This window comes from Cytobacillus sp. Bac17 (assembly GCF_024519925.1).
Lineage (GTDB): Bacteria > Bacillota > Bacilli > Bacillales > Cytobacillaceae > Cytobacillus > Cytobacillus pseudoceanisediminis.
This window is the reverse complement of the sequence record NZ_JALJRC010000004.1, coordinates 130,865-154,896: the sequence shown is the minus strand read 5'-3', so window position 1 is coordinate 154,896 and position 24,032 is coordinate 130,865. Positions and strand designations below refer to the sequence as shown.

The following is a 24,032-nucleotide window of genomic DNA, read 5'->3' as shown; positions in this document are numbered from 1 at the left end:
CTATAATATGCGTATTTATAGAGTGTTTTATTTAAAATACTGGATTTCTGATTACTGAAGGAGTGAATCGCTGTGACTGAAGAAAAAATTTATGATGTCATTATCGCTGGCGCAGGTCCGGCAGGGATGACGGCAGCTGTATATACATCTCGTGCAAATCTGTCTACACTAATGATTGAACGCGGTGTTCCGGGCGGACAAATGGCCAATACAGAAGAAGTTGAGAACTATCCTGGTTTTGACCATATTTTAGGCCCGGATTTATCCACCAAAATGTTCGATCATGCGAAGAAATTTGGCGCTGAATATGCGTATGGAGATATTAAAGAAATCATTGACGGCGAAGAATATAAAACTGTTATTGCTGGATCGAAGCAATATAAAGCACGCTCAGTAATTATTTCTGCTGGTGCCGAATACAAAAAGCTTGGCATTCCTGGTGAGAAAGAGCTTGGCGGACGCGGTGTATCCTATTGTGCAGTCTGTGATGGAGCATTCTTTAAAGGCAAAGAGCTTGTTGTAGTCGGCGGCGGTGACTCTGCTGTTGAGGAAGGCGTATATTTGACCCGTTTCGCCTCTAAGGTGACAATCGTTCATAGACGGGACCAGCTTCGTGCGCAGGCGATTCTTCAGCAGCGTGCGTTTGACAATGAAAAAATCGACTTTATCTGGAACACTACAGTGAAGGAAGTTAATGATAAGGACGGAAAAGTAGGCAGCGTAACGCTTGTGTCTACTGAAACAGGGGAAGAAAGAGAATTCAAAGCAGATGGTGTCTTCATCTATATCGGCATGGTTCCTCTTTCCAAGCCATTTGAAAGCCTTGGCATCACGAACAGCAATGGCTATATTGAAACAAACGACCGAATGGAAACAAGGGTGGAAGGCATTTTTGCAGCCGGAGATATCCGCGAAAAATCCCTTCGCCAAATCGTTACAGCGACAGGTGATGGAAGCATCGCTGCCCAAAGCGCCCAGCACTATGTTGAAGAATTGCAAGAACGCCTTAAAGTGAAGAAATAATGGGAACAGGCATATGGTCCTAGGGGCTGTATGCCTTTTATTTTAGTAAAAAAAGCCACTGGTTGAAAAGTTTTACAAAAAGTCATGTGGTTTTAATTCTCCTGTAACCTTCATGAAATAAATTTCGGGTAGTATAGGAATAGAAATTGACCCCCTTTTAAAGATATAATCCTTTTAAAGCACAGGCATATGCCTGTGCTCTTTTTTTGCGTAAATACAGTATGTTTTGAAGAATGTTTTTTGGAAACCTGTATTCATTGTGGCTGTAAGCCAAAAATAGTATAATGAAATGAATAAGAAAAGAACGTTAGCCGGCCTTTACTTTAAGCGATTTCATGAAAAGGCGGCAGCGGTATGATTTCGGAAAATTAGAGGTGAAATGTGTTGCAGCGAGTCACGAACTGTGTGTTACTGAAAGACGATAAAGTATTGCTTTTACAGAAGCCGAGAAGAGGCTGGTGGGTGGCTCCGGGCGGAAAAATGGAGCCGGGTGAATCAGTGAGGGACTCGTGCATCCGTGAGTTCAGGGAAGAAACAGGCATTTATCTGCGAAATCCGAATATTAAAGGCATTTTTACGTTCATCATGAAGGATGGCGATAAGGTTGTACAGGAGTGGATGATGTTTACTTTCCTGGCTACAGCTTCTGATGGGCTGAACCTGGAGGAATCAGATGAAGGCAAACTTCGCTGGCATCCGTTTTCAGAGGTTAAGAATCTGCCGATGGCAGCCGGAGATTCACATATTTTGGAGTATATGATTCATGGACAGGGCATGATTTATGGAACGTTTACGTATACGCCTGATTTTGAACTGCTTAGTTACAGGCTGGATCCAAGCTGAATTTGACAGAAACAGGGGGAAATTATAAATGAGCACGGGTGCAGTTAATGATACTCAAATGGTGATTATTACGGGAATGTCAGGGGCAGGGAAAACAGTAGCCATCCAAAGCTTTGAAGATCTTGGCTTCTTCTGTGTAGACAACTTGCCGCCGACACTGCTGCCGAAATTCCTTGAACTTATGAAGGAATCAGGGAATAAAATGAATAAGGTGGCATTGGTGATGGATTTGCGCGGCCGTGAGTTTTTTGACCACTTATTTAAAGCGCTGGATGAATTATCCGAGACATCCTGGGTCACCCCGCAAATTTTATATCTTGATGCTGATGATTCGACGCTCGTCAGAAGATATAAAGAAACAAGACGATTCCATCCCCTTGCACCATCAGGATTACCTCTTGAAGGCATAAAGCTTGAACGGGAACTGCTTGAAGAATTAAAAGGCAGGGCCCAGCTTATTTATAACACATCACAAATGAAACCAAGGGAATTGCGAGAGAAAATTCTCACAGAATTCTCATTGAATAAGAAAACTATATTTACGGTTAATGTCATGTCTTTTGGCTTTAAGCATGGAATTCCAATTGATGCCGACCTGGTGTTCGATGTCCGGTTCCTTCCGAATCCGCATTATATTGAGCATATGAGGCCGAAGACAGGATTAGATGAAGAGGTATCCAGCTATGTGCTGAAATGGACTGAAACAAGTAAATTTCTCGAGAAGGTTACGGAGCTGCTGAGCTTCATGCTTCCGCATTATAAACGGGAAGGGAAAGCTCAATTGGTCGTTGCAATCGGCTGTACGGGAGGCCAGCATCGTTCGGTAGCGCTGACAGAGTATATTGCTGACTATTTCGGCAAGGATTACCATACGGCAATCACGCACCGTGACATCGAGAGGAGAAAGGAAAACATCAAATGAACCGACAGCCAAGAATCGTCATCATCGGTGGAGGAACAGGGCTGCCTGTCCTCTTAAGGGGATTGAAACAATTCCCTGTTGATATTACTGCCATTGTGACAGTTGCCGATGATGGCGGCAGTTCAGGAAGATTGAGAAATGATCTTCATATCCCGCCGCCCGGTGACATCCGCAATGTACTGGCAGCTCTTTCAGACGTGGAGCCGCTCATTGAGGAGATGTTCCAGCACCGCTTTGCGACATCCAATGAGTTATCCGGGCATTCGCTTGGCAATCTGATTCTAGCGGCCATGACCTCGATTACAGGAAACTTTGTTCATGCGATTCAGGAAATGAGCAAGGTGTTAAACGTAAGGGGAAAGGTATTGCCGGCTGCAAACCAGAGTGTGGTCCTTCATGCAGAAATGGAAGACGGGACCATAGTATCGGGAGAATCAAAGATTCCCTATTCCGGCAAAAAAATTAAACGGGTATTTTTAACCCCTAAAAATATCAAAGCCCTGCCTGAATCACTGCAGGCAATCAGACAGGCTGATATGATCATCATAGGGCCTGGAAGCTTATATACCAGTATTCTTCCAAACCTGCTTGTCCCTAGGCTGGGACGTGAGGTCTGTCATTCTAAGGCGAAAAAGGTGTATATATGCAATTTAATGACACAGGCAGGAGAGACGCTCGATTACACGGCAAGTGATCACGTAAAAGCATTGTATGATCATATGAGCTGTGCTTTTATCAATACCATTCTGGTAAACAATGAGGAAATTCCTCCTCATATTCAGGAGAGGTACAGCGAGGAAATGGCAAAGCCTGTTGTGTATGATACAGGTGCTCTTACCGAACTGGGCCTTGAAATAATGCACGGTGAAATTGTCAGCCACGAAGGCGGGATCATTCGCCATGATACAAAAGAAGTTGCCCAAATGCTATATAATTTACTTTTACATGAAACCAATAGGCGTTTTAACGCGTAGTATACAGGTGTGAAAGGGCTTTTGCCGGTAAAAAAATAAACTGTGCATACGTTTGCTCAGTAAAGAATATCTTTTTATATGCTACTGGCTTAGCGCTTTTGCGGATAGGAGGTGAAGGGATGTCTTTCGCTTCGGAAACGAAAAAAGAATTGACGAACCTGGAAATAAAAGACTGCTGCGGGAAGGCGGAATTGTCCGCCTTAATCAGGATGAATGGTTCACTTTCTTTTTCCAGCCGGAAATTGATTGTGGATATACAGACGGAGAATGCAGCAATTGCAAGAAGGATTTACACTCTGATTAAAAGGAATTACAACGTTCAGGTCGAGCTCCTGGTCCGGAAAAAAATGCGGCTGAAAAAGAACAATGTTTATATTGTCAGGCTAACGGAACAGGCCAGCATGATTCTTGATGATCTGAAAATTTTAAGCGAGGGATTCGTATTTACACACGATATTTCCAATGAGCTCATAAAAAAGAAATGCTGTAAGCGTTCTTATCTGCGCGGTGCATTCCTTGCCGGGGGATCGGTAAATAATCCGGAGACCTCCTCCTATCATTTGGAGATCTTTTCACTTTACAAGGAGCATAATGACTCCCTGTGTGAATTGATGAATACGTTCGGGCTGAACAGCAAAACGCTTGAACGGAAAAAAGGCTATATCACGTATTTAAAGGAAGCCGAAAAAATAACGGAGTTCCTAAATATTATCGGTGCACACGCAGCTCTGCTCCGGTTTGAAGACATCCGGATTGTCCGCGATATGCGAAACTCGGTCAACCGGCTCGTAAATTGTGAAACAGCGAACTTAAACAAAACAATTGGAGCTGCTTTGCGCCAGGTGGAAAATATCCGGTTCATCGATCAAACTGTCGGACTTCAGGTTCTTCCTGACAAACTGCGGGAAATTGCCGAATTGCGTGTAGCTTACCAGGATGTCACTTTAAAAGAGCTTGGGGAAATGGTCTCAGGCGGAAATATCAGTAAATCGGGTATTAATCACAGATTAAGAAAAATAGATGAAATCGCTGAGAAACTCCGGGCAGGCGACACTATAGATGCTCACTGATAGAGGGATCAGCAGGGAGGAGATATACAATGGCGGAAAAACAGGTTGAAGTTAAGCTGAAAACAGGATTACAGGCACGTCCGGCGGCATTGTTCGTACAGGAGGCCAATCGGTTCTCATCCGATATTTTTCTGGAGAAGGACGGAAAGAAGGTAAATGCCAAAAGCATAATGGGGCTGATGAGTCTGGCAGTAAGCTCAGGATCGGTCATTACCCTCAAGGCTGAAGGGAACGACGAAAACGAAGCTCTTGAGGCACTTGCGAACTATATTCAAAAGGAAAACTAAAACAACTCGCATCGGGAAGATGCGAGTTGTTTTTTTATGCTTATTATTTATCTTTCTTCTCATCCAAAGAGTTTCTGGTAATGATTTGGTCAACCAAACCGTATTCAAGAGCTCTTTCAGCTGTCATAAAGTTATCGCGGTCAGTGTCTCTCGCAATGACTTCAAGCGGCTGTCCAGTGCGCTCTGAAAGAATTGTGTTTAATTTTTCGCGAAGGAAAAGAATGCGCTTTGCAGCGATTTCAATTTCAGTCGCCTGTCCCTGAGCTCCGCCTAGCGGCTGATGAATCATGACTTCACTGTTTGGAAGGGCAAAACGCTTGCCTTTCTCACCAGCAGCAAGAAGGAACGCACCCATGGATGCTGCCATACCGATACAGATCGTTTGTACCTTTGGCTTGATAAATTGCATCGTATCATAAATAGCCATACCAGCTGTAATGCTACCGCCCGGGCTATTAATGTAAATGGAAATGTCTTTTTCAGGATTTTCTGCTTCAAGGAATAAAAGCTGGGCAACAATTGAGTTTGCCACATTGTCATCGATTGCGCTTCCCAGCATAATGATGCGGTCTTTTAAAAGGCGGGAGTAAATATCATAAGCGCGCTCCCCGCGGTTTGTTTGTTCAATAACTGTAGGGATTAAGTTCATTTTCCAATTCCTCCTTCAAGATAAGGTCAACACACAAGATGAACAAGCATGTTCTTCCAAGTAAAGAAAATTTTTTAACTCCTATGTATTATCATGATACACTGATGGTCAATTAAGGTCAAACAAATCGCATAGAATTTGTGCTTGATTCGTTCGACACTTTTTTCTGTGCTGTGCTATCTCATTCCATGATACCCATTGTTCCAATTTTTAAACTAAAAGGAGGCTTGCAAAGTGAATAAACTTATCATATAATTAGTTATCGTAGCGGCTGAGCGCTTGGTCAGCCACCTGTTAAAATATCTGCCCTCGTGGTGCAACGGATAGCACGTGAGATTCCGGTTCTTAAGATGTGGGTTCGATTCCTGCCGAGGGCGCTGCCAAAACTCCTTGTCTGATATGGACAGGGAGTTTTTACTTTTTACGCTATCCGCAAATAAATCCAGCCTATGCGCACACAAAAAAATTTATCCGCAAGTAAATTGGCCCTATACGCAAATAAAATTCCTCTATCCGCACATAAATCTAAAAAACTTCCTAAACTTAAGCCTGAATTTCAAAAAAATCCTTAAAATCCACAGTTTTCACCATAAAAAATGAATATTCTTCCCTCTTCCATGCATATTGTGAAGTATTCAGAAAGATGGTAAAGTGCCCGTGCGATTGGCATTTGCCAAGATATTTCCATACAACATTTACCTGGAATATTGTAAAATGGGGACAGGGGGAATGTACGATGAATTTGAAAGCTGGGTTATGGCAGCAGCAGACAATGAAATTAACAATGACACAGGAGCTGACGCAGGCGATTGCCCTTCTGCAATACAGCACACAGGAGCTTTCTGCTTTTTTGGAAAGCAAGGCGCTTGAAAATCCCCTTTTAAAAGTAGAGTCCGGTCAAGTCCAGACGATGGATCCCCGTTATGACCGTGTCAAACCGACGAGAATAAAAGTCGAAAAAGATAAAATAAATTGGATTGAGCAGATTGGCTGCGGAAAGACGATGAAGCTGGATGAATATTTGAAGTCGCAGCTTCATTTGAAATTAAACAAGGACGAACAAAAAGTAATTGAGCATCTTATTGAGAGCCTTGATGAAAACGGTTACTTGCGAGCGGATTTGCAGACAGCTGCCAAGGCGCTCCAGATGCCTCTTGAAAATATGGAACAGATGCTTGAAGAATTGCAGGAACTCGAGCCTGCTGGTGTTGGCGCGAGGAATCTCCAGGAGTGCCTTTCCCTGCAGATTAAGAGATTGCCAGAGAGAAATGAACTCGCTGAAATTATTTTAGCTGAATACTTTACCTTTTTTGCGGAGAAGAAATGGAAAGAGATTTCCAAGCAGCTTGGTGTGGGGCTAAAAGAGATTCAGGAGGTATTCGACCTTGTGCAGACCTTGAATCCTAGGCCGGCTTCATCCTTCCAAAGCGAGAAATCGGCATATATAACACCGGACGTGATAATTAAGTGGGATGGAAACTCCTTTTCTGTAAGTGTTTTTGATGAAGTGCTTCCTAAAATCAGTTTTAATGAAGGTTATTATAAAAAGTTTGCGGCCTCTGGAGACCGGAATGTCAGCCGCTTCCTTCAGGAAAAGCAGCAGGATTATCAATGGATCATGAGGAGCATAGAGCAGAGAAAAGAGACTCTTGCGAATGTGACCCTTAAAATCGTTGAAAAACAGCAGGACTTCTTTATAAAAGGACCTTCACATCTGAAGCCGATGACCATGAAGGAAATATCAGATGAACTCGATATTCATGAATCAACTGTCAGCCGTGCTGTCCGGGAAAAATATGCGCAAACGCCATATGGGACCTATGAGCTGAGGTCGTTTTTCTCAAGCACGATTAAAACAACATCCGATGAAAATACGTCTTCACAGCAGGTCAAGACGATAATTGGTAAAATGATAGAAAAGGAAAATAAGCAAAAGCCTTTATCCGACCAGGAGCTTGTGAAGCTGCTGAAGGAAGAAGAGGGGATGGTTGTCAGCAGAAGGACGATAGCAAAATATCGGGATCAGCTGGGCATCCCATCATCATCTAAACGGAAAAGGTATGACTGATAAAGGAGATTTGCTGATTGAAACAGCCAGAGGTCGTGTTTTATACACGCAGCAGATGCCCGCTGTGTGATAAAGCCAAGGATGTAATAATGGAATTAAAGAAAGAGTACGAATTTATCTTAATTGAGAAAGACATTGATGGTAGCGATGAACTGACAGAGAAGTATGGGCTCATGATCCCGGTTGTTGAAATTGATGGGTATAAAGTGCAGTTCGGGCATATTGATGCCATTACGGTAAGTGAAGCGCTTACAGAAAAAAACTGAGTTTTATCAGTTGATTTCACTACTCACTCTTGCTATTATTGAAGAGAAGCAAGGGTGATTTTTTTTGTGGTAAGTGGGACATAATATGTCTATGCGGGACAAAAAATGACCACATATGATTAAGGAGCTATCCGGATGTACTCACTAATTGATATTCAAAAAAGATTATTGCCTGATATGCTTGCGGTTATGCAGAAGCGCTATGGGATCCTTCATTACATAGGGCTGATGGAGCCGGTTGGAAGAAGGAGCCTTGCAGTAAGTTTGGGCCTGACGGAAAGAGTGCTGAGAAGTGAGGTTGAATTTTTAAAAGACCAGAATCTGATCCGCATTTCAAGTACGGGGATGAGCCTTTCTGCCGATGGCAGGGATTTGCTTGAAGCTCTTGAAGGAATAATGAGGGATATATCGGGTATAGCCGTAATGGAGCAGGAATTATCCCGAAAACTTGGCATTCGCCAGGCGATCATTGTTTCGGGCAACAGCGATGAATCTCCATGGGTAAAGCAGGAGCTTGGCAGGGCAACAGCGATGTGTATGAAATCAAGGCTCAAAGGCAAAAATATCATCGCAGTTACCGGCGGATCCACAATGGCAGCCGTAGCGGAGATGCTAACCCCTGATCTTGCTGAACGGGATTGGCTGTTTGTGCCGGCACGGGGCGGAATTGGGGAAGATGTTAAAAATCAGGCTAACACCATTTGTGCAAAAATGGCTGATCATACAGATTCCAGACACCGCGTCCTTTATGTACCGGACCAGGTGAGCAGGGAGATGTATGAAAGCATTATTAAGGAACCCAATATTAAAGAAGTAATCACCCAGATCAAATCTGCTAGCATGGTTTTACACGGGATTGGGGACGCTATTACAATGGCGGAACGCCGCAAAACCAGTGAAGAAGATTTTGTTAAAATCAAGCATGCCCAAGCAGTAGGAGAATCCTTTGGTTATTACTTCAATGAAGGCGGCGAGGTTGTACATAAGGTTCAGACCATCGGCCTTCAGCTGGATGACCTATCCCATATTGAACATGTCATTGCAGTGGCAGGCGGCTCTTCAAAGGCAAAAGCCATTGCTGCATACATGAAACGGGCACCATCCTCTACCATTTTAGTGACAGATGAAGGTGCAGCAAAACAGTTGTTAAAAGGGTAATCCCTTTTCAAATATTAAATCTACCTTTCTAAGGAGGAAATAATCATGGCAGTTAAAGTTGGTATTAACGGATTTGGAAGAATCGGGCGTGTTGTTTTCCGTGCAGCTCTTAAAAACCCTAACGTAGAGGTTGTAGCAGTAAATGACCTTACAGATGCAAACATGCTTGCACACCTTTTAAAATATGATTCCGTACACGGAACATTAAATGAAGAAGTAACAGTTGATGGCGATTACCTTGTTGTTGGCGGCCATAAAGTAAAAGTACTTGCTGAGCGCGATCCTGCTCAATTAGGATGGGGAGACCTTGGCGTAGAAGTAGTAGTAGAATCTACTGGCCGTTTCACAAAGCGTGCTGACGCTGCGAAACACCTTGAAGCTGGTGCGAAGAAAGTAATCATTTCAGCTCCTGCAAGTGACGAAGATATCACAGTGGTTATGGGTGTTAACCATGATAAATATGACCCTGCAAACCACCATGTAATCTCTAACGCATCTTGTACAACAAACTGCTTGGCTCCATTTGCAAAAGTATTGAACGACAGCTTCGGAATCAAGCGCGGTATGATGACAACTGTTCACTCATACACAAATGACCAGCAAATCCTTGACTTGCCGCACAAAGACTACCGCCGTGCCCGTGCAGCAGCAGAAAATATCATTCCAACAACTACTGGCGCTGCAAAAGCAGTATCTCTAGTATTGCCTGAACTTAAAGGCAAATTGAACGGTGGAGCTATGCGTGTTCCAACTCCAAACGTTTCTCTTGTTGACCTTGTTGCTGAGCTTGACAAAGATGTAACAGCAGAAGAAGTAAACAGCGCTCTTAAAGCAGCTGCTGAAGGCGAACTTAAAGGCATTCTTGCATACAGCGAAGAGCCATTAGTATCTGGCGACTACAACGGAAACCCAGCTTCTTCTACAATCGATGCACTGTCTACAATGGTTATGGAAGGCAGCATGGTAAAAGTTATCTCTTGGTATGACAACGAGTCTGGTTATTCTAACCGTGTAGTTGACCTTGTTGACTACATCGCTCAAAAAGGACTTTAAAAAAGAAAACTTCCATCAGAGGGGAATTAGTTCTTCTCCTTTGATGGTTAATTGAAGTTACCGGGCATAACGGGAAGTTACTCCTCGTTTTACTCCAGGGGGCTACTGCCCGTTAATCGCGGCAATTGAGAAATCTTTACGAGAAAAAAATTCGTTTTGCGAAGCATTCTCAAGGTGAATTTTTTCTCTAAAAAAATACCTCATCTTGTTGGATATTAAAATCTCTAACGTCTATAATGGATAAGGGTAAAAGGGGAGCAGGGAAACAATCCCTCTCCCTTTTGTTTTAAAGCAAAAAGTAAAAATAATTGACTAGGTTGGTGTCTAGCTCCAGCGCCTGGGGTCTCGAGTCATAAGCCAATCGCTTCTGAAGGCAAAGCACGCCTTCTGCCAGCGCTCGTCTTATACTTGTCGCCCCTGGGCAAGGCGCTTCCGCTTTTCCTGGTAAGGAGGTCCTTTTGCTGTGAACAAAAAAAGCGTAAAAGATGTGGAGTTAAAAGGCAAACGAGTTTTTTGCCGCGTTGATTTCAACGTACCTATGAAGGATGGACAGGTTACAGATGAAACTCGTATCCGTGCAGCTCTTCCAACTATTGAGTATTTGACTAACCAGGGTGCTAAAGTAATCTTAGCAAGCCATTTGGGCCGTCCGAAGGGTTCAGTTGTTGAAGAATTGCGTTTAACACCAGTAGCAAAGCGTTTGTCAGAGCTTCTTGGCAAAGAAGTGAAGAAGGCCGATGAAGCATATGGCGATTCTGTAAAAGCAATGGTTGACACGCTAAGTGAAGGAGATGTTCTTCTTCTTGAAAACGTGCGTTTCTATCCTGGAGAGGAAAAGAATGATTCTGAACTTGCAAAGGCATTTGCTGAGCTTGCTGACGTGTATGTGAACGATGCCTTTGGAGCAGCACACCGTGCACATGCCTCAACGGAAGGAATTGCGCATCATCTTCCTGCAGTATCAGGACTATTAATGGAAAAAGAACTGGATGTACTTGGAAAAGCTCTTTCAAATCCTGAGCGTCCATTTACAGCCATTATCGGCGGCGCAAAGGTTAAAGATAAGATCGGTGTAATAGAAAACCTTCTTGAAAAGGTAGATAACCTGATCATTGGCGGCGGACTGGCCTATACATTTGTAAAGGCACAGGGCCATGAAGTAGGGAAATCCCTATTGGAAGAAGATAAGATTGAACTTGCAAAGTCCTTTATGGAAAAAGCGAAAGAAAAAGGCGTGAACTTCTACATGCCTGTTGATGTCGTGGTAGCAGACGATTTTTCCGAGGAAGCCAATATTAAGACAATAGCAATTGAAGAAATTCCTTCTGATTGGGAAGCACTTGATATCGGACCTAAAACGCGCGAAATCTACAGTGATGTAATCCAGAATTCCAAGCTGGTCATCTGGAATGGGCCAATGGGTGTGTTCGAATTGAAAAAATTCGCCGGCGGAACAAGAGCAGTGGCTGAGGCTTTAGCAGAAGCGAACGATACATATTCAGTCATTGGCGGCGGAGATTCTGCAGCTGCAGTTGAGAAATTCCATCTTGCTGACCGCATGAGCCATATCTCAACAGGCGGCGGCGCTTCCCTTGAGTTTATGGAAGGAAAGGCTCTGCCTGGCGTAGTGGCTTTAAACGATAAATAATTTAACCAGGGCTGTTTAGCCCTGTCTTTTGACAATAATAAAAGCATGAAAGGACGTGCAACATGCGTAAACCAATTATCGCAGGAAACTGGAAAATGCATAAAACACTTCCGGAAGCGAAAGTATTTCTTGAAGAAATCAATGGCTTAGTACCGGGGAAAGAGCAGGTAGAAACAGTTGTATGTGCCCCTGCACTATTCCTGGAACGCCTTGTGGATAGCGCAAAGGGTTATGATGTTGAAATCGGCGCGCAAAACATGCACTTTGAAGAAAGTGGTGCTTTTACAGGCGAAATCAGCCCTGTGGCACTTGAAGACCTTGGGGTAAAATATGTAATCCTTGGTCATTCCGAGCGCCGGGAAATGTTTAATGAAACAGACGAGGCCGTTAACAAAAAAACTCTGGCTGCTTTTAAATACAATTTAACTCCTATCGTTTGTGTCGGTGAATCGCTTGAACAGCGTGAAAAGGGCGAAACAATGGATCTTGTAGGCTCTCAGGTGGAAAAGGCTCTTAATGGTCTAACTGAAGATCAGGTAAAGCAGACTGTTATTGCGTATGAGCCAATCTGGGCAATCGGAACTGGCAAGTCTTCAACATCGGCAGATGCGAATGAGGTATGTGCACATATCCGCTCTGTAGTTGCGAAGCAATTTTCCCAAGTTGCAGCAGATGCAGTCCGCATTCAGTACGGCGGAAGCGTAAAGCCTGCAAATATTAAAGAATATATGAGCCAGCCTGATATTGATGGAGCTCTTGTAGGCGGCGCAAGCCTTGAGCCGCAATCATTCCTTCAATTATTGGAGGCAGGCAAGAATGAGTAAATCTCCAGTTGCATTAATCATCTTAGATGGCTTCGCATTGCGTGGAGAGCGGATGGGAAATGCCGTTGCCCAGGCAAAGAAGCCAAACTTCGAACGCTACTGGAATACCTACCCTAACGCAACTCTGACAGCCAGCGGCGAAGCAGTAGGTCTTCCGGAAGGGCAGATGGGAAACTCTGAAGTAGGCCACTTAAACATTGGTGCAGGCCGGATTGTTTATCAGAGCTTAACAAGAGTAAACGTGGCCATTCGTGAAGGACATTTTGAGAAAAACGAAACGTTCCGTTCTGCGATTGACCATGTCAAAAAGAATGGCACGGATCTTCATTTGATGGGACTTCTTTCAGATGGAGGCGTTCACAGCCATATTCAGCACTTATTCGCACTGCTTCGCATGGCTGCTGAAGAAGGCGTGAAGAATGTCTATGTTCATGGGTTCCTGGATGGACGTGATGTTGGCCCGCAAACAGCAGCAGGCTACATTAAAGAAACGCATGAAAAAATGAAGGAATACGGAGTCGGCGAATTTGCGACGATTTCTGGACGCTATTATTCCATGGACCGCGACAAACGCTGGGAGCGAGTTGAAAAGTCATACCGTTCCATGGTGTATGGCGATGGCCCATCATACAGCGATCCCCTGGATTTAGTTGAAGATAACTATAAGAATGGTATCTTTGATGAGTTCGTCATTCCATCTGTCATAACAGCAGAAGATGGTAAACCGGTTGCAACAATTAAGAAAAATGATGCAGTCATTTTCTATAACTTCCGTCCGGATCGGGCAATCCAGATTTCGAACACTTTTACAAATAAAGACTTCCGTTCATTTGATAGAGGGCCAGGACATCCTGAGAACTTGTTCTTCGTTTGTTTAACCCACTTCAGTGAAACAGTTGACGGATATGTAGCGTTCAAACCGACCAACCTTGATAACACCCTTGGTGAAGTTCTGGCGCAAAATGGAAAAACACAGCTCCGCATTGCGGAAACAGAAAAGTACCCTCATGTGACGTTCTTTATGAGCGGCGGACGTGAAGAGAAATTCCCTGGCGAAGAGCGGATCCTGATCGATTCACCGAAAGTAGCTACCTATGACCTTAAGCCTGAAATGAGCGCTTATGAAGTAACGGACGCGTTGCTGAAGGAAATAGAGGCTGATAATTTCGATGCGATCATCCTGAACTTTGCTAACCCGGACATGGTGGGGCACTCAGGCATGCTTGAGCCAACGATCAAGGCGGTTGAAACAGTTGACGAATGCCTTGGCAAAATTGTTGATTTGATTATTTCTAAAGGCGGAAAAGCGATTATCACAGCTGACCATGGCAACGCTGATGAAGTTGTTACCTTGGAAGGCAGCCCAATGACCGCTCATACAACAAACCCAGTTCCAGTCATCGTTACACAGGATGGTGCAGAGCTCCGTACAGACGGAATTTTAGGAGACCTTGCTCCAACTGTCCTGGACCTGCTTGGATTGGAAAAACCTGAAGAAATGACAGGAACCTCTTTATTGAAAAAATAAAAGATTATTTATAAAAAAGGAGAGAATTACTATGCCATTTATCGAACAAGTATATGCTCGTGAAGTATTAGATTCCCGCGGTAACCCAACAGTTGAAGTTGAAGTTTTAACAGAATCAGGATTTTTTGGCCGTGCCATCGTTCCTTCTGGAGCGTCCACTGGTGAGCACGAAGCAGTAGAACTTCGTGACGGCGACAAGTCCCGTTACCTTGGAAAAGGCGTTCAAAAAGCAGTAGACAACGTAAACAACCTAATTGCTGACGCTGTTATTGGTCTAGATGTAACTGACCAGGTTGGCATCGACCGCACGATGATCGCATTAGATGGAACTGAAAACAAAGGCAAGCTTGGCGCGAATGCGATCCTTGGCGTATCCATGGCTTGTGCACATGCTGCTGCCGAGTCTGTAGGACTTCCGTTATACCGTTACCTTGGAGGCTTCAATGCGAAGCAGCTTCCAACACCAATGATGAACATCATCAACGGCGGATCTCACGCTGACAACAACGTGGACTTCCAGGAATTCATGATCATGCCTGTAGGAGCTCCTACTTTTAAAGAAGCAATCCGTATGGGTGCTGAAGTTTTCCATTCATTGAAAAAAGTTTTATCTGGCAAAGGCCTGAACACAGCTGTAGGTGATGAAGGCGGATTCGCTCCAAACCTTGGCTCTAACCGTGAAGCTCTTGAAGTCATCATTGAAGCTATCACAAATGCTGGCTACGAAGCAGGCAAAGACATCTACCTTGCAATGGATGTTGCTTCTTCTGAGTTCTTCAACAAAGAAACTGGCAAATACGATCTTGCAGGCGAAGGCCGTACTGGCTTAACTTCAGAAGACATGGTTAACTTCTACGAAGAGCTTGTAAACGAGTTCCCAATCATCTCAATTGAAGATGGTCTTGACGAAAACGACTGGGAAGGACACAAGCTATTAACTGATCGCATCGGCGGAAAAGTTCAGCTTGTTGGTGACGACTTATTCGTTACAAACACGAAGAAGCTTGCTCAAGGAATCGAGCAGGGCGTAGGCAACTCAATCCTGATCAAAGTAAACCAAATCGGTACTTTAACGGAAACATTCGAAGCAATCGAAATGGCGAAGCGTGCCGGCTACACAGCAGTTGTATCTCACCGTTCCGGTGAAACAGAAGATGCTACAATCGCTGACATCGCTGTTGCAACAAACGCTGGCCAAATCAAAACTGGTTCAATGTCACGTACAGACCGTATTGCTAAATACAACCAGCTTCTTCGCATCGAAGACGAGCTTGGCGATTTAGCTGTATATGATGGATTAAAATCCTTCTATAACTTGAGCAAGTAATCTTGCTTGTGCAGCCGTCCCGCGTGGGGCGGCTGTTTTTTTGATGTTGGCCGGTAAATAGGACAGTTTGGCCGGCATTTTCCCGGTTTTGGCCGGTAAAAATCAAATATTGGCCAGTAAATATTCACTTTCGGCTGGTAAAATGGAGTCTCTCAAAAAAATCGGCAGATAATTGATAGGTTCGGTCTTTATATGAACTGGAAAAGGGAAGTTTCAGCGCAGTAAGCAGCTTTTTGGCAATATTTGAGGAAGATAAATGGGTGAATTCCCGAAATTGCTGATTCGTAATGGAGGAACTAATCGAAAGAAGGTAATCATGGAGGGTTCTAATATGTGCTTCCTTATCAGCAGTATGGCAATTACTGCATTTCCAGGTGCCCAGCATCCTTTTCATTGAAAATCTGCTGCATTCAGGACATTGAATGCCGGTAATAATCTCTTTTATATCAATGTCATAGTATTTTAGGACATTGTAATTCGCAGGGATATTCTTTTTTGTAATAGCTCTGCTTAACTTTCTGATCTCTCTGTCTGTTAATGTCTCTGCCGGATAGTTCTCCTTTAGTTTATCTATCCTTTCTCTCAAATGGCTCGCATGCAGCACCTTTTCTATGGCCAATTTGTGATAAAAGGAAGTCTTGATAACAGTAGAAGGATTACTGATTACAACAAGATATTCAATGGGTGTGTGAATCTTATGATCAGCCAGCCATTTTCCAAGTTCCTTTTGCTGCCTTTTAGCTTGTATTAAAGGATCGAAAACCTCTTTCCTTTTCTTGCTTGCTCATTTTCAGCTGGTTAAATGCGGGGTCAAAATAAATAGTGCCGGAGATGTTCTTAATTTCGAGGATAAGAAGGAAGTTTGGGCATAGGAGAAGCATATCGATTTGAAAGAAGTCTCCGTTGCCATTGGAAAGCCGAGTATCTTTAACGATTATGAACTCAGGTAAATCTTTTAAAAAGTAATCCACAGCCTCTTCTCCGCGAATACCTGCTTTTCGCTTCGTTAATCACTTTCGATGAGACCCCTTTTTGGATGTGATAGCGGGAGTCTACTCAATAAGGCATTAATGCTAAGAATAAAATTTGATATTTTCCGCTCTTTTATGATCAACGGCATCATTCCTTTCACAATATAAATTCTCTCAGCTGCTATAAAAGTCCTTCCAACTAACAGGTCCTGCCAAAATCTTATTGTTTATGCAATAAAAATGTGATAAATTAAGAATAATGTGATTGTACGTTTTCAGGAGGTGGCTTCATGCATACATTATTGATTACCCTTTTAGTCATAGTTTCGATTGGCCTAATTGTAGTTGTACTCCTTCAGTCTGGTAAAAGCGCAGGTCTTTCCGGTGCCATTTCAGGGGGAGCTGAGCAGCTTTTTGGAAAGCAAAAAGCACGCGGGATTGATCTGATTCTTCACCGCATCACGATCGTTCTTTCTGTTTTATTCTTTATCCTTACTGTTTTAGTTTCTTATTTCGCGATATAAATGAATGCAGCGCCTGGCCTTCAGAAGGTCAGGCTTTTATTTTTGGCTCTGTACATTTGCCTATTTTGGCTAACGTTCACATTTTTTACATAAGAAAGCTTTTTTATTGGCATGTTGCCCCGCTGTTTGCTAAAAATAAGGAATGCAGAATTAATCAAACGTTTGATTAATAAAAATATAGGAATTATAAAGGTAAAAGGAGTTTTATCAATGAGAGTTGTGGCGCCAAAACCGTTTACATTTGGAAATGGAAAAAGAGCAGTCCTGCTGCTGCATGGTTTTACCGGAAATACAGCAGATGTAAGAATGATGGCAAGATTTCTTGAAACAAAGGGATACACCTGCCATGCTCCGCAGTATAAGGGACATGGAGTTCCGCCAGAAGAGCTGGTTCATACAGGCCCGGAAGACTGGTGGAAAGATGTGGTGGAAGGGTATGAATTTCTAAAAAACAAGGGACATAAAGAAATTGCAGTGGCCGGACTTTCCCTTGGCGGCGTATTTTCCCTTAAATTGGGTTACACTGTACCTGTAAAGGGGATTGTTCCGATGTGCGCACCTATGTACATAAAAAGCGAAGAAGTCATGTATGAAGGAATTCTGAGCTACGCGAGAGAATATAAGAGACTTGAAGGTAAGCCGGAAGAACAAATTGAACAGGAAATGGAAGAGTTCCAAAAAAAACCGATGAATACATTAAAGGCACTCCAGGAGCTGATCGCGGATGTGCGAAATCATGTGGATATGATTTACTCCCCAACATTTGTTGTACAGGCACGACATGACCATATGATCAACACGGACAGTGCTAATATCATTTTTAATGAAGTGGAGAATGACTTAAAGCAGCTGAAGTGGTACGAAGAATCCGGGCACGTGATTACTCTCGATAAAGAGCGTGATCAGCTGCACGAAGATGTGTATGGGTTTTTAGAAAAGCTTGATTGGGAAGAATAATACCAGAAGAAAAACTCCCCAAGGAGGGATGAAGATATGGAAAATAATATACAACAACTGATCGACAAGCTGCTTCATTATATGAAAGATGAAGCGTATAAGCCATTGACGGTTCAGGAGCTTGAAGCTGCGTTTGGAATAGAGGATTCCACAGGCTTCAAAGATTTCGTCAAGGCACTTGTTGTCATGGAGGAAAAAGGGCTTGTCGTCAGGACGAGAAGCAATCGCTACGGCTTGCCGGAAAAAATGAATCTTATCCGCGGCAAGCTTTCCGGCCATGCAAAGGGATTTGCCTTTGTCATTCCGGAAGAGCAGGGAATGGATGATATTTTTATCCCGCCCAATGAAACGAATAATGCTTTAAATGGCGATATCGTTCTTGCGCGTGTGACGACTGAGAATTCAGGACAGAGGCGGGAAGGTACAATTGTCCGCATATTAGAGCGCGGTGTGACACAAATTGTCGGAACTTATACGGAAAGTAAGCATTTTGGATTTGTTATCCCGGATGATAAAAAGTTTGCCAGTGATATTTTTATCCCCAAAGCAGCATCAAAAGGCGCTGTTGAAGGGCACAAGGTCGTTGTAAAACTGACCACTTATCCAGAAGGCAGAAAGAGTGCAGAAGGAGAAGTTATTGACATTCTCGGGCATAAAAATGACCCGGGTGTGGATATTCTATCTGTTATTCACAAGCATGGCCTTCCGCTTGAGTTTCCGGATGAGGTGCTTAAGCAAGCTGAAGAAACGCCGGATACGATTGATCCAAGTGAATTGGAAAACCGCCGGGATCTTAGAAACGAAGTCATCGTTACCATTGACGGTGCTGATGCGAAAGACCTTGATGACGCAGTAATGGTCCAAAAGCTTGAAAACGGACATTACAGACTTGGTGTCCATATTGCTGATGTAACGTATTATGTACGAGAAGATTCACCAATCGACCGGGAGGCTGAAGAGCGGGCAACCTCCGTGTATTTAGTGGACCGGGTGATCCCGATGATTCCGCATCGCTTATCAAACGGCATCTGCTCTTTGAATCCGAAAGTGGACCGTCTTACCCTTTCTTGCGAGATGGAAATTACACCGGACGGGGAAGTGGTGAAACACGAGATTTTCCAGAGTGTGATTAAAACAACGGAACGGATGACTTATTCAGATGTGAATAAGATTTTGGAAGAGCAGGACGAAGAACTTATCAACAGGTACCAGCCGCTTGTGCCGATGTTCGAGCTGATGAAGGAGCTTTCTTTGATCTTGCGTAATAAGAGAATGCATCGCGGAGCCATCGACTTTGATTTTAAAGAAGCGAAAGTCATTGTGGATGAAGAGGGCAATCCGACAGAGGTGGCATTGCGCGAACGCTCGATTGCGGAGCGCCTGATTGAAGAGTTTATGCTCGCAGCCAATGAAACCGTTGCTGAGCACTTCCATTGGATGGATGTACCTTTCATTTACCGTATCCATGAAGATCCGAAGGAAGATAAGCTGAGAAGATTTTTCGAGTTCATCACGAACTTTGGCTATATTGTAAAAGGAACAGCCAATTCCGTTCACCCGCGTGCTCTTCAGGAAATCATTGAAGAGGTTCAGGGAAAGCCGGAAGAAATGGTTGTATCCACAGTGATGCTCCGCTCCATGCAGCAGGCGAAATATTATGAAGAGAGCCTGGGCCATTTCGGGTTATCAACAGAGTTTTACACACACTTCACATCACCGATTCGCCGTTACCCGGACTTAATTGTCCACAGACTAATCCGCACCTATTTAATTGAAGGCAAGCTGGATCAGGCGACAAGGGAAAAGTGGAATGTACAGCTCCCGGATATTGCTGAGCATTCTTCCAATATGGAGCGCCGTGCAGTGGAAGCGGAACGCGAAACAGATGAGCTTAAGAAAGCGGAATATATGGCTGATAAAATTGGCAAAGAATATGATGGGATCATCAGTTCTGTTACGAATTTTGGAATGTTTGTCGAGCTTCCAAACACGATTGAAGGCCTTATTCATGTCAGCTATATGACGGACGATTATTACCGCTATGACGAGCGCCAGATGGCGATGATTGGCGAGCGTACGGGCAATGTGTTCCGCATAGGCGACGAGATCACTGTTCGTGTCGTCAATGTAAATAAAGACGAACGCTCGATTGATTTTGAGATCGTCGGCATGAAGGGAACCCGCAGACGGGAACCACGTGAAGCTCCAAAGGTGTTCAAGACAGGCAGCAGCGAGAAAAAGCCGCGCAGAAGTAAGACTGACCAGGGAAATGGAAACAGTTCAGGCGGCCCGAGAAAGAAAAAAGAGAAAAAGCATTACGAAAATGCGCCAAAAGCAAAGCGGAAGAAAAAGAAGAGGTAAAGAAAATTGGGAGGGCCGAAAAGGCTCTCTCTTTCCCTTCTCAGCAGGGCTACTCGTTGAGAGGGGCACGCAATTTTGCTATAATAGAGAGACCGCTATAGAACGGATGCTGCATTTCCTGATTTCAGGAAAGAGGAGCAAAGGGGGATTCAACATGCCAAAAGGAACTGGCAAAATGGTTGCGCAAAATAAAAAGGCCTATCATGACTATGCTATAGAAGAAACATACGAAGCAGGCATTGTTCTGCAGGGGACGGAAATTAAATCGATCCGTGCGGGCAAGGTGAATCTTAAGGACTCATATGCCAGAATTCAAAACAATGAAATCTATCTTTTCGGCATGCATGTCAGTCCTTATGAGCAGGGAAACCGCTACAATCACGATCCGCTAAGGACAAGAAAGCTTCTTTTGCATAGAAAAGAAATCAGCAAGCTAATTGGCGAGTCAAAGGAAGTCGGCTATTCGATCGTTCCATTAAAAATGTATCTTAAAAATGGTTATGCAAAAGTTTTAATTGGCCTGGCAAGGGGTAAAAAGAAATATGACAAGCGTGAGGATCTGAAGAAGAAAGAAGCCAAGCGTGAAGTAGAGCGTGCTTTCCGTGAAAGGCAGAAAATGTAAACCCAGAACCTTACAATTGAAAAATTAGTTCAGTGTGCTATAATAGTAATTGTCACAGCGAGTGACACAATCTTTAGCTCATCTATTCGAGCTTATCCGAACGTCAGCGTACTGAATAAGATTCGACGCAGACCTATTATAATGGGGACGCTACGGATTCGACAGGGATAGTTCGAGCTTAGGTTGCGAGTCGAGGGGATCGGCCTCGTTAAAACGTCAAAGCCAATAACTGGCAAAACTCAAAACAACTTCGCTTTAGCTGCCTAATAGGCCTTTAGCGGTTCGCCCCTCCATAGCCCATGTGGTAGGGTAGCGGACTCACTCTTAGTGGGCTACGCCGGATTCCACCGCCTGAGGATGAAGGAAGAGAACAACCAGGCTAGCTGGCCGGACGCCCGTCGATAGGCATAAGGATCAGCGAATTGCGAATATATCGACTACACTCGTAGAAGCTTAAGTGCCGATATTTCTGGACGAGGGTTCGACTCCCTCCGTCTCCACCAAATACATATTTGGTGGTTTTTTATTTGTTGTAACTTAAACTATATGATTCTTTAAAGTGTTTTTGACAATGTTATGCTTTAAATGCATTGAATAAAGTTAAGTGTAACTCTATCTTTCGAAACAAAGAGAAGTGGCTAATGCATTTCGAGAAGTCACTTTAATGATTGGGGACATTGCAATATGGTGTCCTCTTCCAATCGTAAAAATTTGAAGTTACATTCTTAAAGCCCACAGTAATATTCCGCAGACAAAATCACTGGCTGTTGTGTTTGTATAAATATTTCAACACGCTTTTTAACCCCGCATCAATTACCTGATACTGTTTTTTCCTTACTTACCTAACGGTGTTTTTCTTCAATAAGATTGGTCTTGCCTTCTTATCTCACTTTTTAATAAATATAAATAAGTTACGGTTCCCGTTGATCCAAAAAGGGTTAACGCTCTTTTTTGTCGAACTTGCTATTGATCAAGTTTAAAGGGATACGAAGTAAAATGAAGGAGAGTTAATCTTACGAACTGCAGGTTTAGGCCAAATACGGGGGGATAGACTTTGAATCAAAAGAATGAACGTATTGGAAGAGTCCAAGAAATCAATAGGTTTCCAGTGAAATCAGTTTTGGGGGAGTCTTTATCCTCTGCCCCAGTTGATAGTCGAGGTATACTCGGAGACCGTTTATGGGCAATTAAAAATGAGGATGGAAAATTTGGCAGTGGAAAGACTACACGGCGCTTTCAGCAGATGGAAGGCTTGTTTAACTTTAAAGCAAAATATGAGCGGGACACCCCCCTTATCACTATGCCCGATGGAACAGAATATCGAGGTGATCAGGAAAGGGTAAACAAGGCACTAAGTGAGCTGTTAGGGTTTCCAGTAATATTGGCAAAGGAAGAGTCAATATCACATTTTGATGAAGGGCCCATAAGTATCATCACAACCTCTGCGTTAAAAATGTTAAGTAAGGATTTAGGGGAAATAGCAGACTCTCGCCGATTTCGGGCAAACCTAGTAATCGAAACAGAAGCAACAGGGTATCTTGAGGATGAATGGGTGGATCAGCTAATTCAAGTAGGAGAAAGTGTTACCCTGAAAATTGTTGCCCCGCTTCAAAGGTGTATTATGGTAAACAATCCTCAAGAGGAACTAAAGCAGGATGCTCGTATATTGAAAACCTTGGCAACTCACCATGCTGCAATGTTTGGGGTTTGGGCAAAAGTTGAACGATGTGGTGAGATAAGAGTTGGGGATGAGGCAATATTACTTAAATAAAATGTGCTGAGTATTTGTTCTGCTAGAATAGTAATTCAATAAAAAATAGATGCCTCGCACCTTTTGCTCCAAGAAATTTAACAGGAGGACATATAAAGTGACCGAAACCAATATGAGGTGGATGACGAGACCAGGATTTTCGCCTTGATAGTGATGATGTTGTTAAAGAAGATTTTTTAAAGGTCTTTTAATCCCTGTTCATATGTTTTATAGTGTTAATGAAGATAAAAAGTAATAGGTGATGGAGTTCACCTTTAACCGCCTTTAGGCTAATGACTCCTGTCAGTTGTGAGGTAGCTGGCAGGAGTCTTTTTATATTGGACAAACTAAGAAAAAAGGGAGGGATAGGGGTGGTTTATTTATTAGTTGGGGCTGCAGGATTTCTTGGAGCCTCTTTGAGGTACTCCATTGGTATTTTCCTCTTTCATGAGAGTGCGGTTTTTCCATTTGCTACTTTGACGGTTAATCTGCTGGGAAGTTTTCTTCTCGCTTGGCTTATGACGGGGCTGCTTGTGCGTTTTTCCTTGCCAGCCCATTTAAAAACAGCTCTGGGAACTGGTTTTGTTGGCTCCTTTACGACTTTTTCAACCTTAAGTGTTGAAACGGTAACACTCTTTCTCGATGGAAAGACAGCACTGGCAGTTTTGTATGTTGCAGCCAGCATTTTTGGCGGATTATGGATGAGCCGACTAGGATTCCGAGTCACGAAAGGAGAAGAAGCAGAATGAGTATGTTTCATTTTCTGATGGTGGGGATGGGCGGTTTCTTTGGAGCGATATGCCGGCTGTGGGTCAGTCAGGTTATAAATAAAAGGATTGTGTCGAGGTTCCCTGCAGCTACGCTTGTTATTAACTTAAGTGGTTCCCTTCTTCTTGGAATCATGGTGGGCTCAGGAATAGAAGGCAGCCTTTTTATGCTGATCGGCACTGGTTTTATGGGAGCTTTCACTACTTTTTCTACATTTAATCTGGAAGCAATACAGCTCCATATGGATAAAAGGAAAAAAGAGCTCATTCTTTATAATGTATTGAGCTATGGCGGCGGAATACTCCTGGCTTTGCTGGGGATTGAACTGGGCAAACTCTTCGGATGAAGAAAGGTTTTTCCAATGCGTTTTTTAGGGAATTTCGTATGATAACCTGTCTTATAGAATTATGTTATGATAACAAATAGCATCAAGGAGGTT

Annotated in this window: 24 protein-coding genes, 1 tRNA gene, 1 other RNA gene and 1 riboswitch; of the genes, 23 read left to right on the top strand and 3 right to left on the bottom strand. The window is 43.4% G+C overall.

Translation table 11 applies throughout. The features are described 5' to 3' along the window. Positions 1–72 precede the first annotated feature (72 nt). The 6 genes from trxB to NR125_RS08700 all read left to right on the top strand — a co-directional run bounded on the left by trxB (position 73) and on the right by NR125_RS08700 (position 5,119). The gene (gene trxB, locus NR125_RS08725; RefSeq protein ID WP_071156433.1) at positions 73–1,023 is read left to right on the top strand and encodes a thioredoxin-disulfide reductase; all 951 of its coding nucleotides are present in this window, start codon (positions 73–75) and stop codon (positions 1,021–1,023) included. Positions 1,024–1,407: 384 nt separating this feature from the next. Beyond that, positions 1,408–1,866, top strand: coding sequence for an 8-oxo-dGTP diphosphatase (locus NR125_RS08720; protein WP_019383301.1), 459 nt, complete (start codon positions 1,408–1,410; stop codon positions 1,864–1,866). Positions 1,867–1,894: 28 nt separating this feature from the next. Then, positions 1,895–2,788: an RNase adapter RapZ gene (gene rapZ / locus NR125_RS08715; protein WP_009331825.1), complete on the top strand. Its 894-nt coding sequence runs from the start codon at positions 1,895–1,897 to the stop codon at positions 2,786–2,788. After that, positions 2,785–3,762 carry a gluconeogenesis factor YvcK family protein gene (locus tag NR125_RS08710; protein ID WP_009331824.1) on the top strand — a complete coding sequence of 326 codons (978 nt, stop codon included), beginning with the start codon at positions 2,785–2,787 and terminating at the stop codon, positions 3,760–3,762. Before rapZ ends, NR125_RS08710 begins: the two co-directional genes overlap by 4 nt. A 119-nt stretch (positions 3,763–3,881) precedes the next feature. Further along, on the top strand, positions 3,882–4,832 hold the full coding sequence (gene whiA / locus NR125_RS08705) for a DNA-binding protein WhiA (protein ID WP_009331823.1): 951 nt from the start codon (positions 3,882–3,884) through the stop codon (positions 4,830–4,832). A 29-nt stretch (positions 4,833–4,861) separates the two neighbouring features. Then, positions 4,862–5,119: an HPr family phosphocarrier protein gene (locus NR125_RS08700; protein WP_009331822.1), complete on the top strand. Its 258-nt coding sequence runs from the start codon at positions 4,862–4,864 to the stop codon at positions 5,117–5,119. Positions 5,120–5,162: 43 nt separating this feature from the next. Here the strand turns inward: NR125_RS08700 and clpP are convergent, their stop codons facing one another. Further along, a complete protein-coding gene (gene clpP, locus NR125_RS08695; RefSeq protein WP_009331821.1) occupies positions 5,163–5,768 on the bottom strand; it encodes an ATP-dependent Clp endopeptidase proteolytic subunit ClpP in 606 nt (201 codons plus the stop codon). Positions 5,769–6,073: 305 nt separating this feature from the next. Here clpP and NR125_RS08690 point away from each other — a divergent pair. From NR125_RS08690 to eno, 9 genes are all read left to right on the top strand, one after another. Continuing rightward, positions 6,074–6,145 (top strand) — tRNA-Arg (locus NR125_RS08690). A 359-nt stretch (positions 6,146–6,504) separates the two neighbouring features. Next, positions 6,505–7,836: an RNA polymerase factor sigma-54 gene (gene rpoN, locus NR125_RS08685; RefSeq protein ID WP_256815053.1), complete on the top strand. Its 1,332-nt coding sequence runs from the start codon at positions 6,505–6,507 to the stop codon at positions 7,834–7,836. A gap of 17 nt (positions 7,837–7,853) precedes the next feature. Continuing rightward, complete coding sequence (locus tag NR125_RS08680; protein ID WP_083390465.1) at positions 7,854–8,102, top strand: glutaredoxin family protein; 249 nt, start codon at positions 7,854–7,856, stop codon at positions 8,100–8,102. 135 nt (positions 8,103–8,237) lie between these two features. Then, entirely contained in the window at positions 8,238–9,260 is a 1,023-nt protein-coding gene (locus NR125_RS08675) for a sugar-binding transcriptional regulator (protein WP_009331818.1), read from the top strand. Positions 9,261–9,305: 45 nt separating this feature from the next. Continuing rightward, on the top strand, positions 9,306–10,313 hold the full coding sequence (gap, locus tag NR125_RS08670) for a type I glyceraldehyde-3-phosphate dehydrogenase (protein WP_009331817.1): 1,008 nt from the start codon (positions 9,306–9,308) through the stop codon (positions 10,311–10,313). A 463-nt stretch (positions 10,314–10,776) separates the two neighbouring features. Next, positions 10,777–11,961: a phosphoglycerate kinase gene (locus NR125_RS08665; RefSeq protein ID WP_256815052.1), complete on the top strand. Its 1,185-nt coding sequence runs from the start codon at positions 10,777–10,779 to the stop codon at positions 11,959–11,961. 62 nt (positions 11,962–12,023) lie between these two features. Beyond that, positions 12,024–12,785 (top strand): triose-phosphate isomerase, encoded by a 762-nt coding sequence (gene tpiA / locus NR125_RS08660; RefSeq protein WP_019383298.1) that lies wholly within the window; start codon positions 12,024–12,026, stop codon positions 12,783–12,785. Next, positions 12,778–14,313 (top strand): 2,3-bisphosphoglycerate-independent phosphoglycerate mutase, encoded by a 1,536-nt coding sequence (gpmI, locus tag NR125_RS08655; protein WP_256815051.1) that lies wholly within the window; start codon positions 12,778–12,780, stop codon positions 14,311–14,313. Before tpiA ends, gpmI begins: the two co-directional genes overlap by 8 nt. Before the next feature lie 31 nt (positions 14,314–14,344). After that, positions 14,345–15,640, top strand: coding sequence for a phosphopyruvate hydratase (gene eno, locus NR125_RS08650; protein WP_019383296.1), 1,296 nt, complete (start codon positions 14,345–14,347; stop codon positions 15,638–15,640). A 124-nt stretch (positions 15,641–15,764) separates the two neighbouring features. Here the strand turns inward: eno and NR125_RS08645 are convergent, their stop codons facing one another. Both NR125_RS08645 and NR125_RS08640 read right to left on the bottom strand, forming a co-directional pair. Further along, entirely contained in the window at positions 15,765–16,226 is a 462-nt protein-coding gene (locus NR125_RS08645) for a hypothetical protein (RefSeq protein ID WP_192907868.1), read from the bottom strand. Positions 16,227–16,377: 151 nt separating this feature from the next. Further along, positions 16,378–16,629, bottom strand: coding sequence for a nuclease-related domain-containing protein (locus tag NR125_RS08640; protein WP_226280792.1), 252 nt, complete (start codon positions 16,627–16,629; stop codon positions 16,378–16,380). A 272-nt stretch (positions 16,630–16,901) separates the two neighbouring features. On the opposite strand from NR125_RS08640, the gene secG reads away from it, so the two are divergent. The 8 genes from secG to crcB all read left to right on the top strand — a co-directional run bounded on the left by secG (position 16,902) and on the right by crcB (position 23,939). Continuing rightward, on the top strand, positions 16,902–17,135 hold the full coding sequence (secG, locus tag NR125_RS08635; RefSeq protein WP_009331810.1) for a preprotein translocase subunit SecG: 234 nt from the start codon (positions 16,902–16,904) through the stop codon (positions 17,133–17,135). Between the two features lie 210 nt (positions 17,136–17,345). Further along, entirely contained in the window at positions 17,346–18,092 is a 747-nt protein-coding gene (locus tag NR125_RS08630; protein WP_192907866.1) for an alpha/beta hydrolase, read from the top strand. Between the two features lie 36 nt (positions 18,093–18,128). Then, positions 18,129–20,453: a ribonuclease R gene (rnr, locus tag NR125_RS08625; RefSeq protein ID WP_256815049.1), complete on the top strand. Its 2,325-nt coding sequence runs from the start codon at positions 18,129–18,131 to the stop codon at positions 20,451–20,453. Between the two features lie 154 nt (positions 20,454–20,607). Further along, positions 20,608–21,075: an SsrA-binding protein SmpB gene (gene smpB, locus NR125_RS08620; RefSeq protein WP_009331807.1), complete on the top strand. Its 468-nt coding sequence runs from the start codon at positions 20,608–20,610 to the stop codon at positions 21,073–21,075. Between the two features lie 143 nt (positions 21,076–21,218). Continuing rightward, positions 21,219–21,578, top strand: a transfer-messenger RNA (tmRNA) gene (gene ssrA, locus NR125_RS08615). 551 nt (positions 21,579–22,129) lie between these two features. After that, positions 22,130–22,846 carry an MOSC domain-containing protein gene (locus NR125_RS08610; protein ID WP_256815045.1) on the top strand — a complete coding sequence of 239 codons (717 nt, stop codon included), beginning with the start codon at positions 22,130–22,132 and terminating at the stop codon, positions 22,844–22,846. A gap of 228 nt (positions 22,847–23,074) precedes the next feature. Continuing rightward, positions 23,075–23,135, top strand: a riboswitch (Fluoride riboswitch). 61 nt (positions 23,136–23,196) lie between these two features. Beyond that, positions 23,197–23,574, top strand: a complete 378-nt coding sequence (locus NR125_RS08605) for a fluoride efflux transporter FluC (protein ID WP_175502155.1) — start codon at positions 23,197–23,199, stop codon at positions 23,572–23,574. Further along, positions 23,571–23,939: a fluoride efflux transporter CrcB gene (gene crcB / locus NR125_RS08600; RefSeq protein WP_009331804.1), complete on the top strand. Its 369-nt coding sequence runs from the start codon at positions 23,571–23,573 to the stop codon at positions 23,937–23,939. Before NR125_RS08605 ends, crcB begins: the two co-directional genes overlap by 4 nt. The last annotated feature ends 93 nt before the right edge of the window (positions 23,940–24,032 follow it).

Coding starts and splice junctions, on each gene's coding strand:
- tpiA (WP_019383298.1), top strand. CDS start 12,024: ATGCGTAAACCAATTATCGCAGGAAACTGGAAAATGCATAAAACACTT.
- rapZ (WP_009331825.1), top strand. CDS start 1,895: ATGAGCACGGGTGCAGTTAATGATACTCAAATGGTGATTATTACGGGA.
- NR125_RS08710 (WP_009331824.1), top strand. CDS start 2,785: ATGAACCGACAGCCAAGAATCGTCATCATCGGTGGAGGAACAGGGCTG.
- secG (WP_009331810.1), top strand. CDS start 16,902: ATGCATACATTATTGATTACCCTTTTAGTCATAGTTTCGATTGGCCTA.
- NR125_RS08700 (WP_009331822.1), top strand. CDS start 4,862: ATGGCGGAAAAACAGGTTGAAGTTAAGCTGAAAACAGGATTACAGGCA.
- clpP (WP_009331821.1), bottom strand. CDS start 5,768: ATGAACTTAATCCCTACAGTTATTGAACAAACAAACCGCGGGGAGCGC.
- rpoN (WP_256815053.1), top strand. CDS start 6,505: ATGAATTTGAAAGCTGGGTTATGGCAGCAGCAGACAATGAAATTAACA.
- smpB (WP_009331807.1), top strand. CDS start 20,608: ATGCCAAAAGGAACTGGCAAAATGGTTGCGCAAAATAAAAAGGCCTAT.
- rnr (WP_256815049.1), top strand. CDS start 18,129: ATGGAAAATAATATACAACAACTGATCGACAAGCTGCTTCATTATATG.
- whiA (WP_009331823.1), top strand. CDS start 3,882: ATGTCTTTCGCTTCGGAAACGAAAAAAGAATTGACGAACCTGGAAATA.
- gpmI (WP_256815051.1), top strand. CDS start 12,778: ATGAGTAAATCTCCAGTTGCATTAATCATCTTAGATGGCTTCGCATTG.
- NR125_RS08675 (WP_009331818.1), top strand. CDS start 8,238: ATGTACTCACTAATTGATATTCAAAAAAGATTATTGCCTGATATGCTT.
- gap (WP_009331817.1), top strand. CDS start 9,306: ATGGCAGTTAAAGTTGGTATTAACGGATTTGGAAGAATCGGGCGTGTT.
- crcB (WP_009331804.1), top strand. CDS start 23,571: ATGAGTATGTTTCATTTTCTGATGGTGGGGATGGGCGGTTTCTTTGGA.
- NR125_RS08630 (WP_192907866.1), top strand. CDS start 17,346: ATGAGAGTTGTGGCGCCAAAACCGTTTACATTTGGAAATGGAAAAAGA.
- eno (WP_019383296.1), top strand. CDS start 14,345: ATGCCATTTATCGAACAAGTATATGCTCGTGAAGTATTAGATTCCCGC.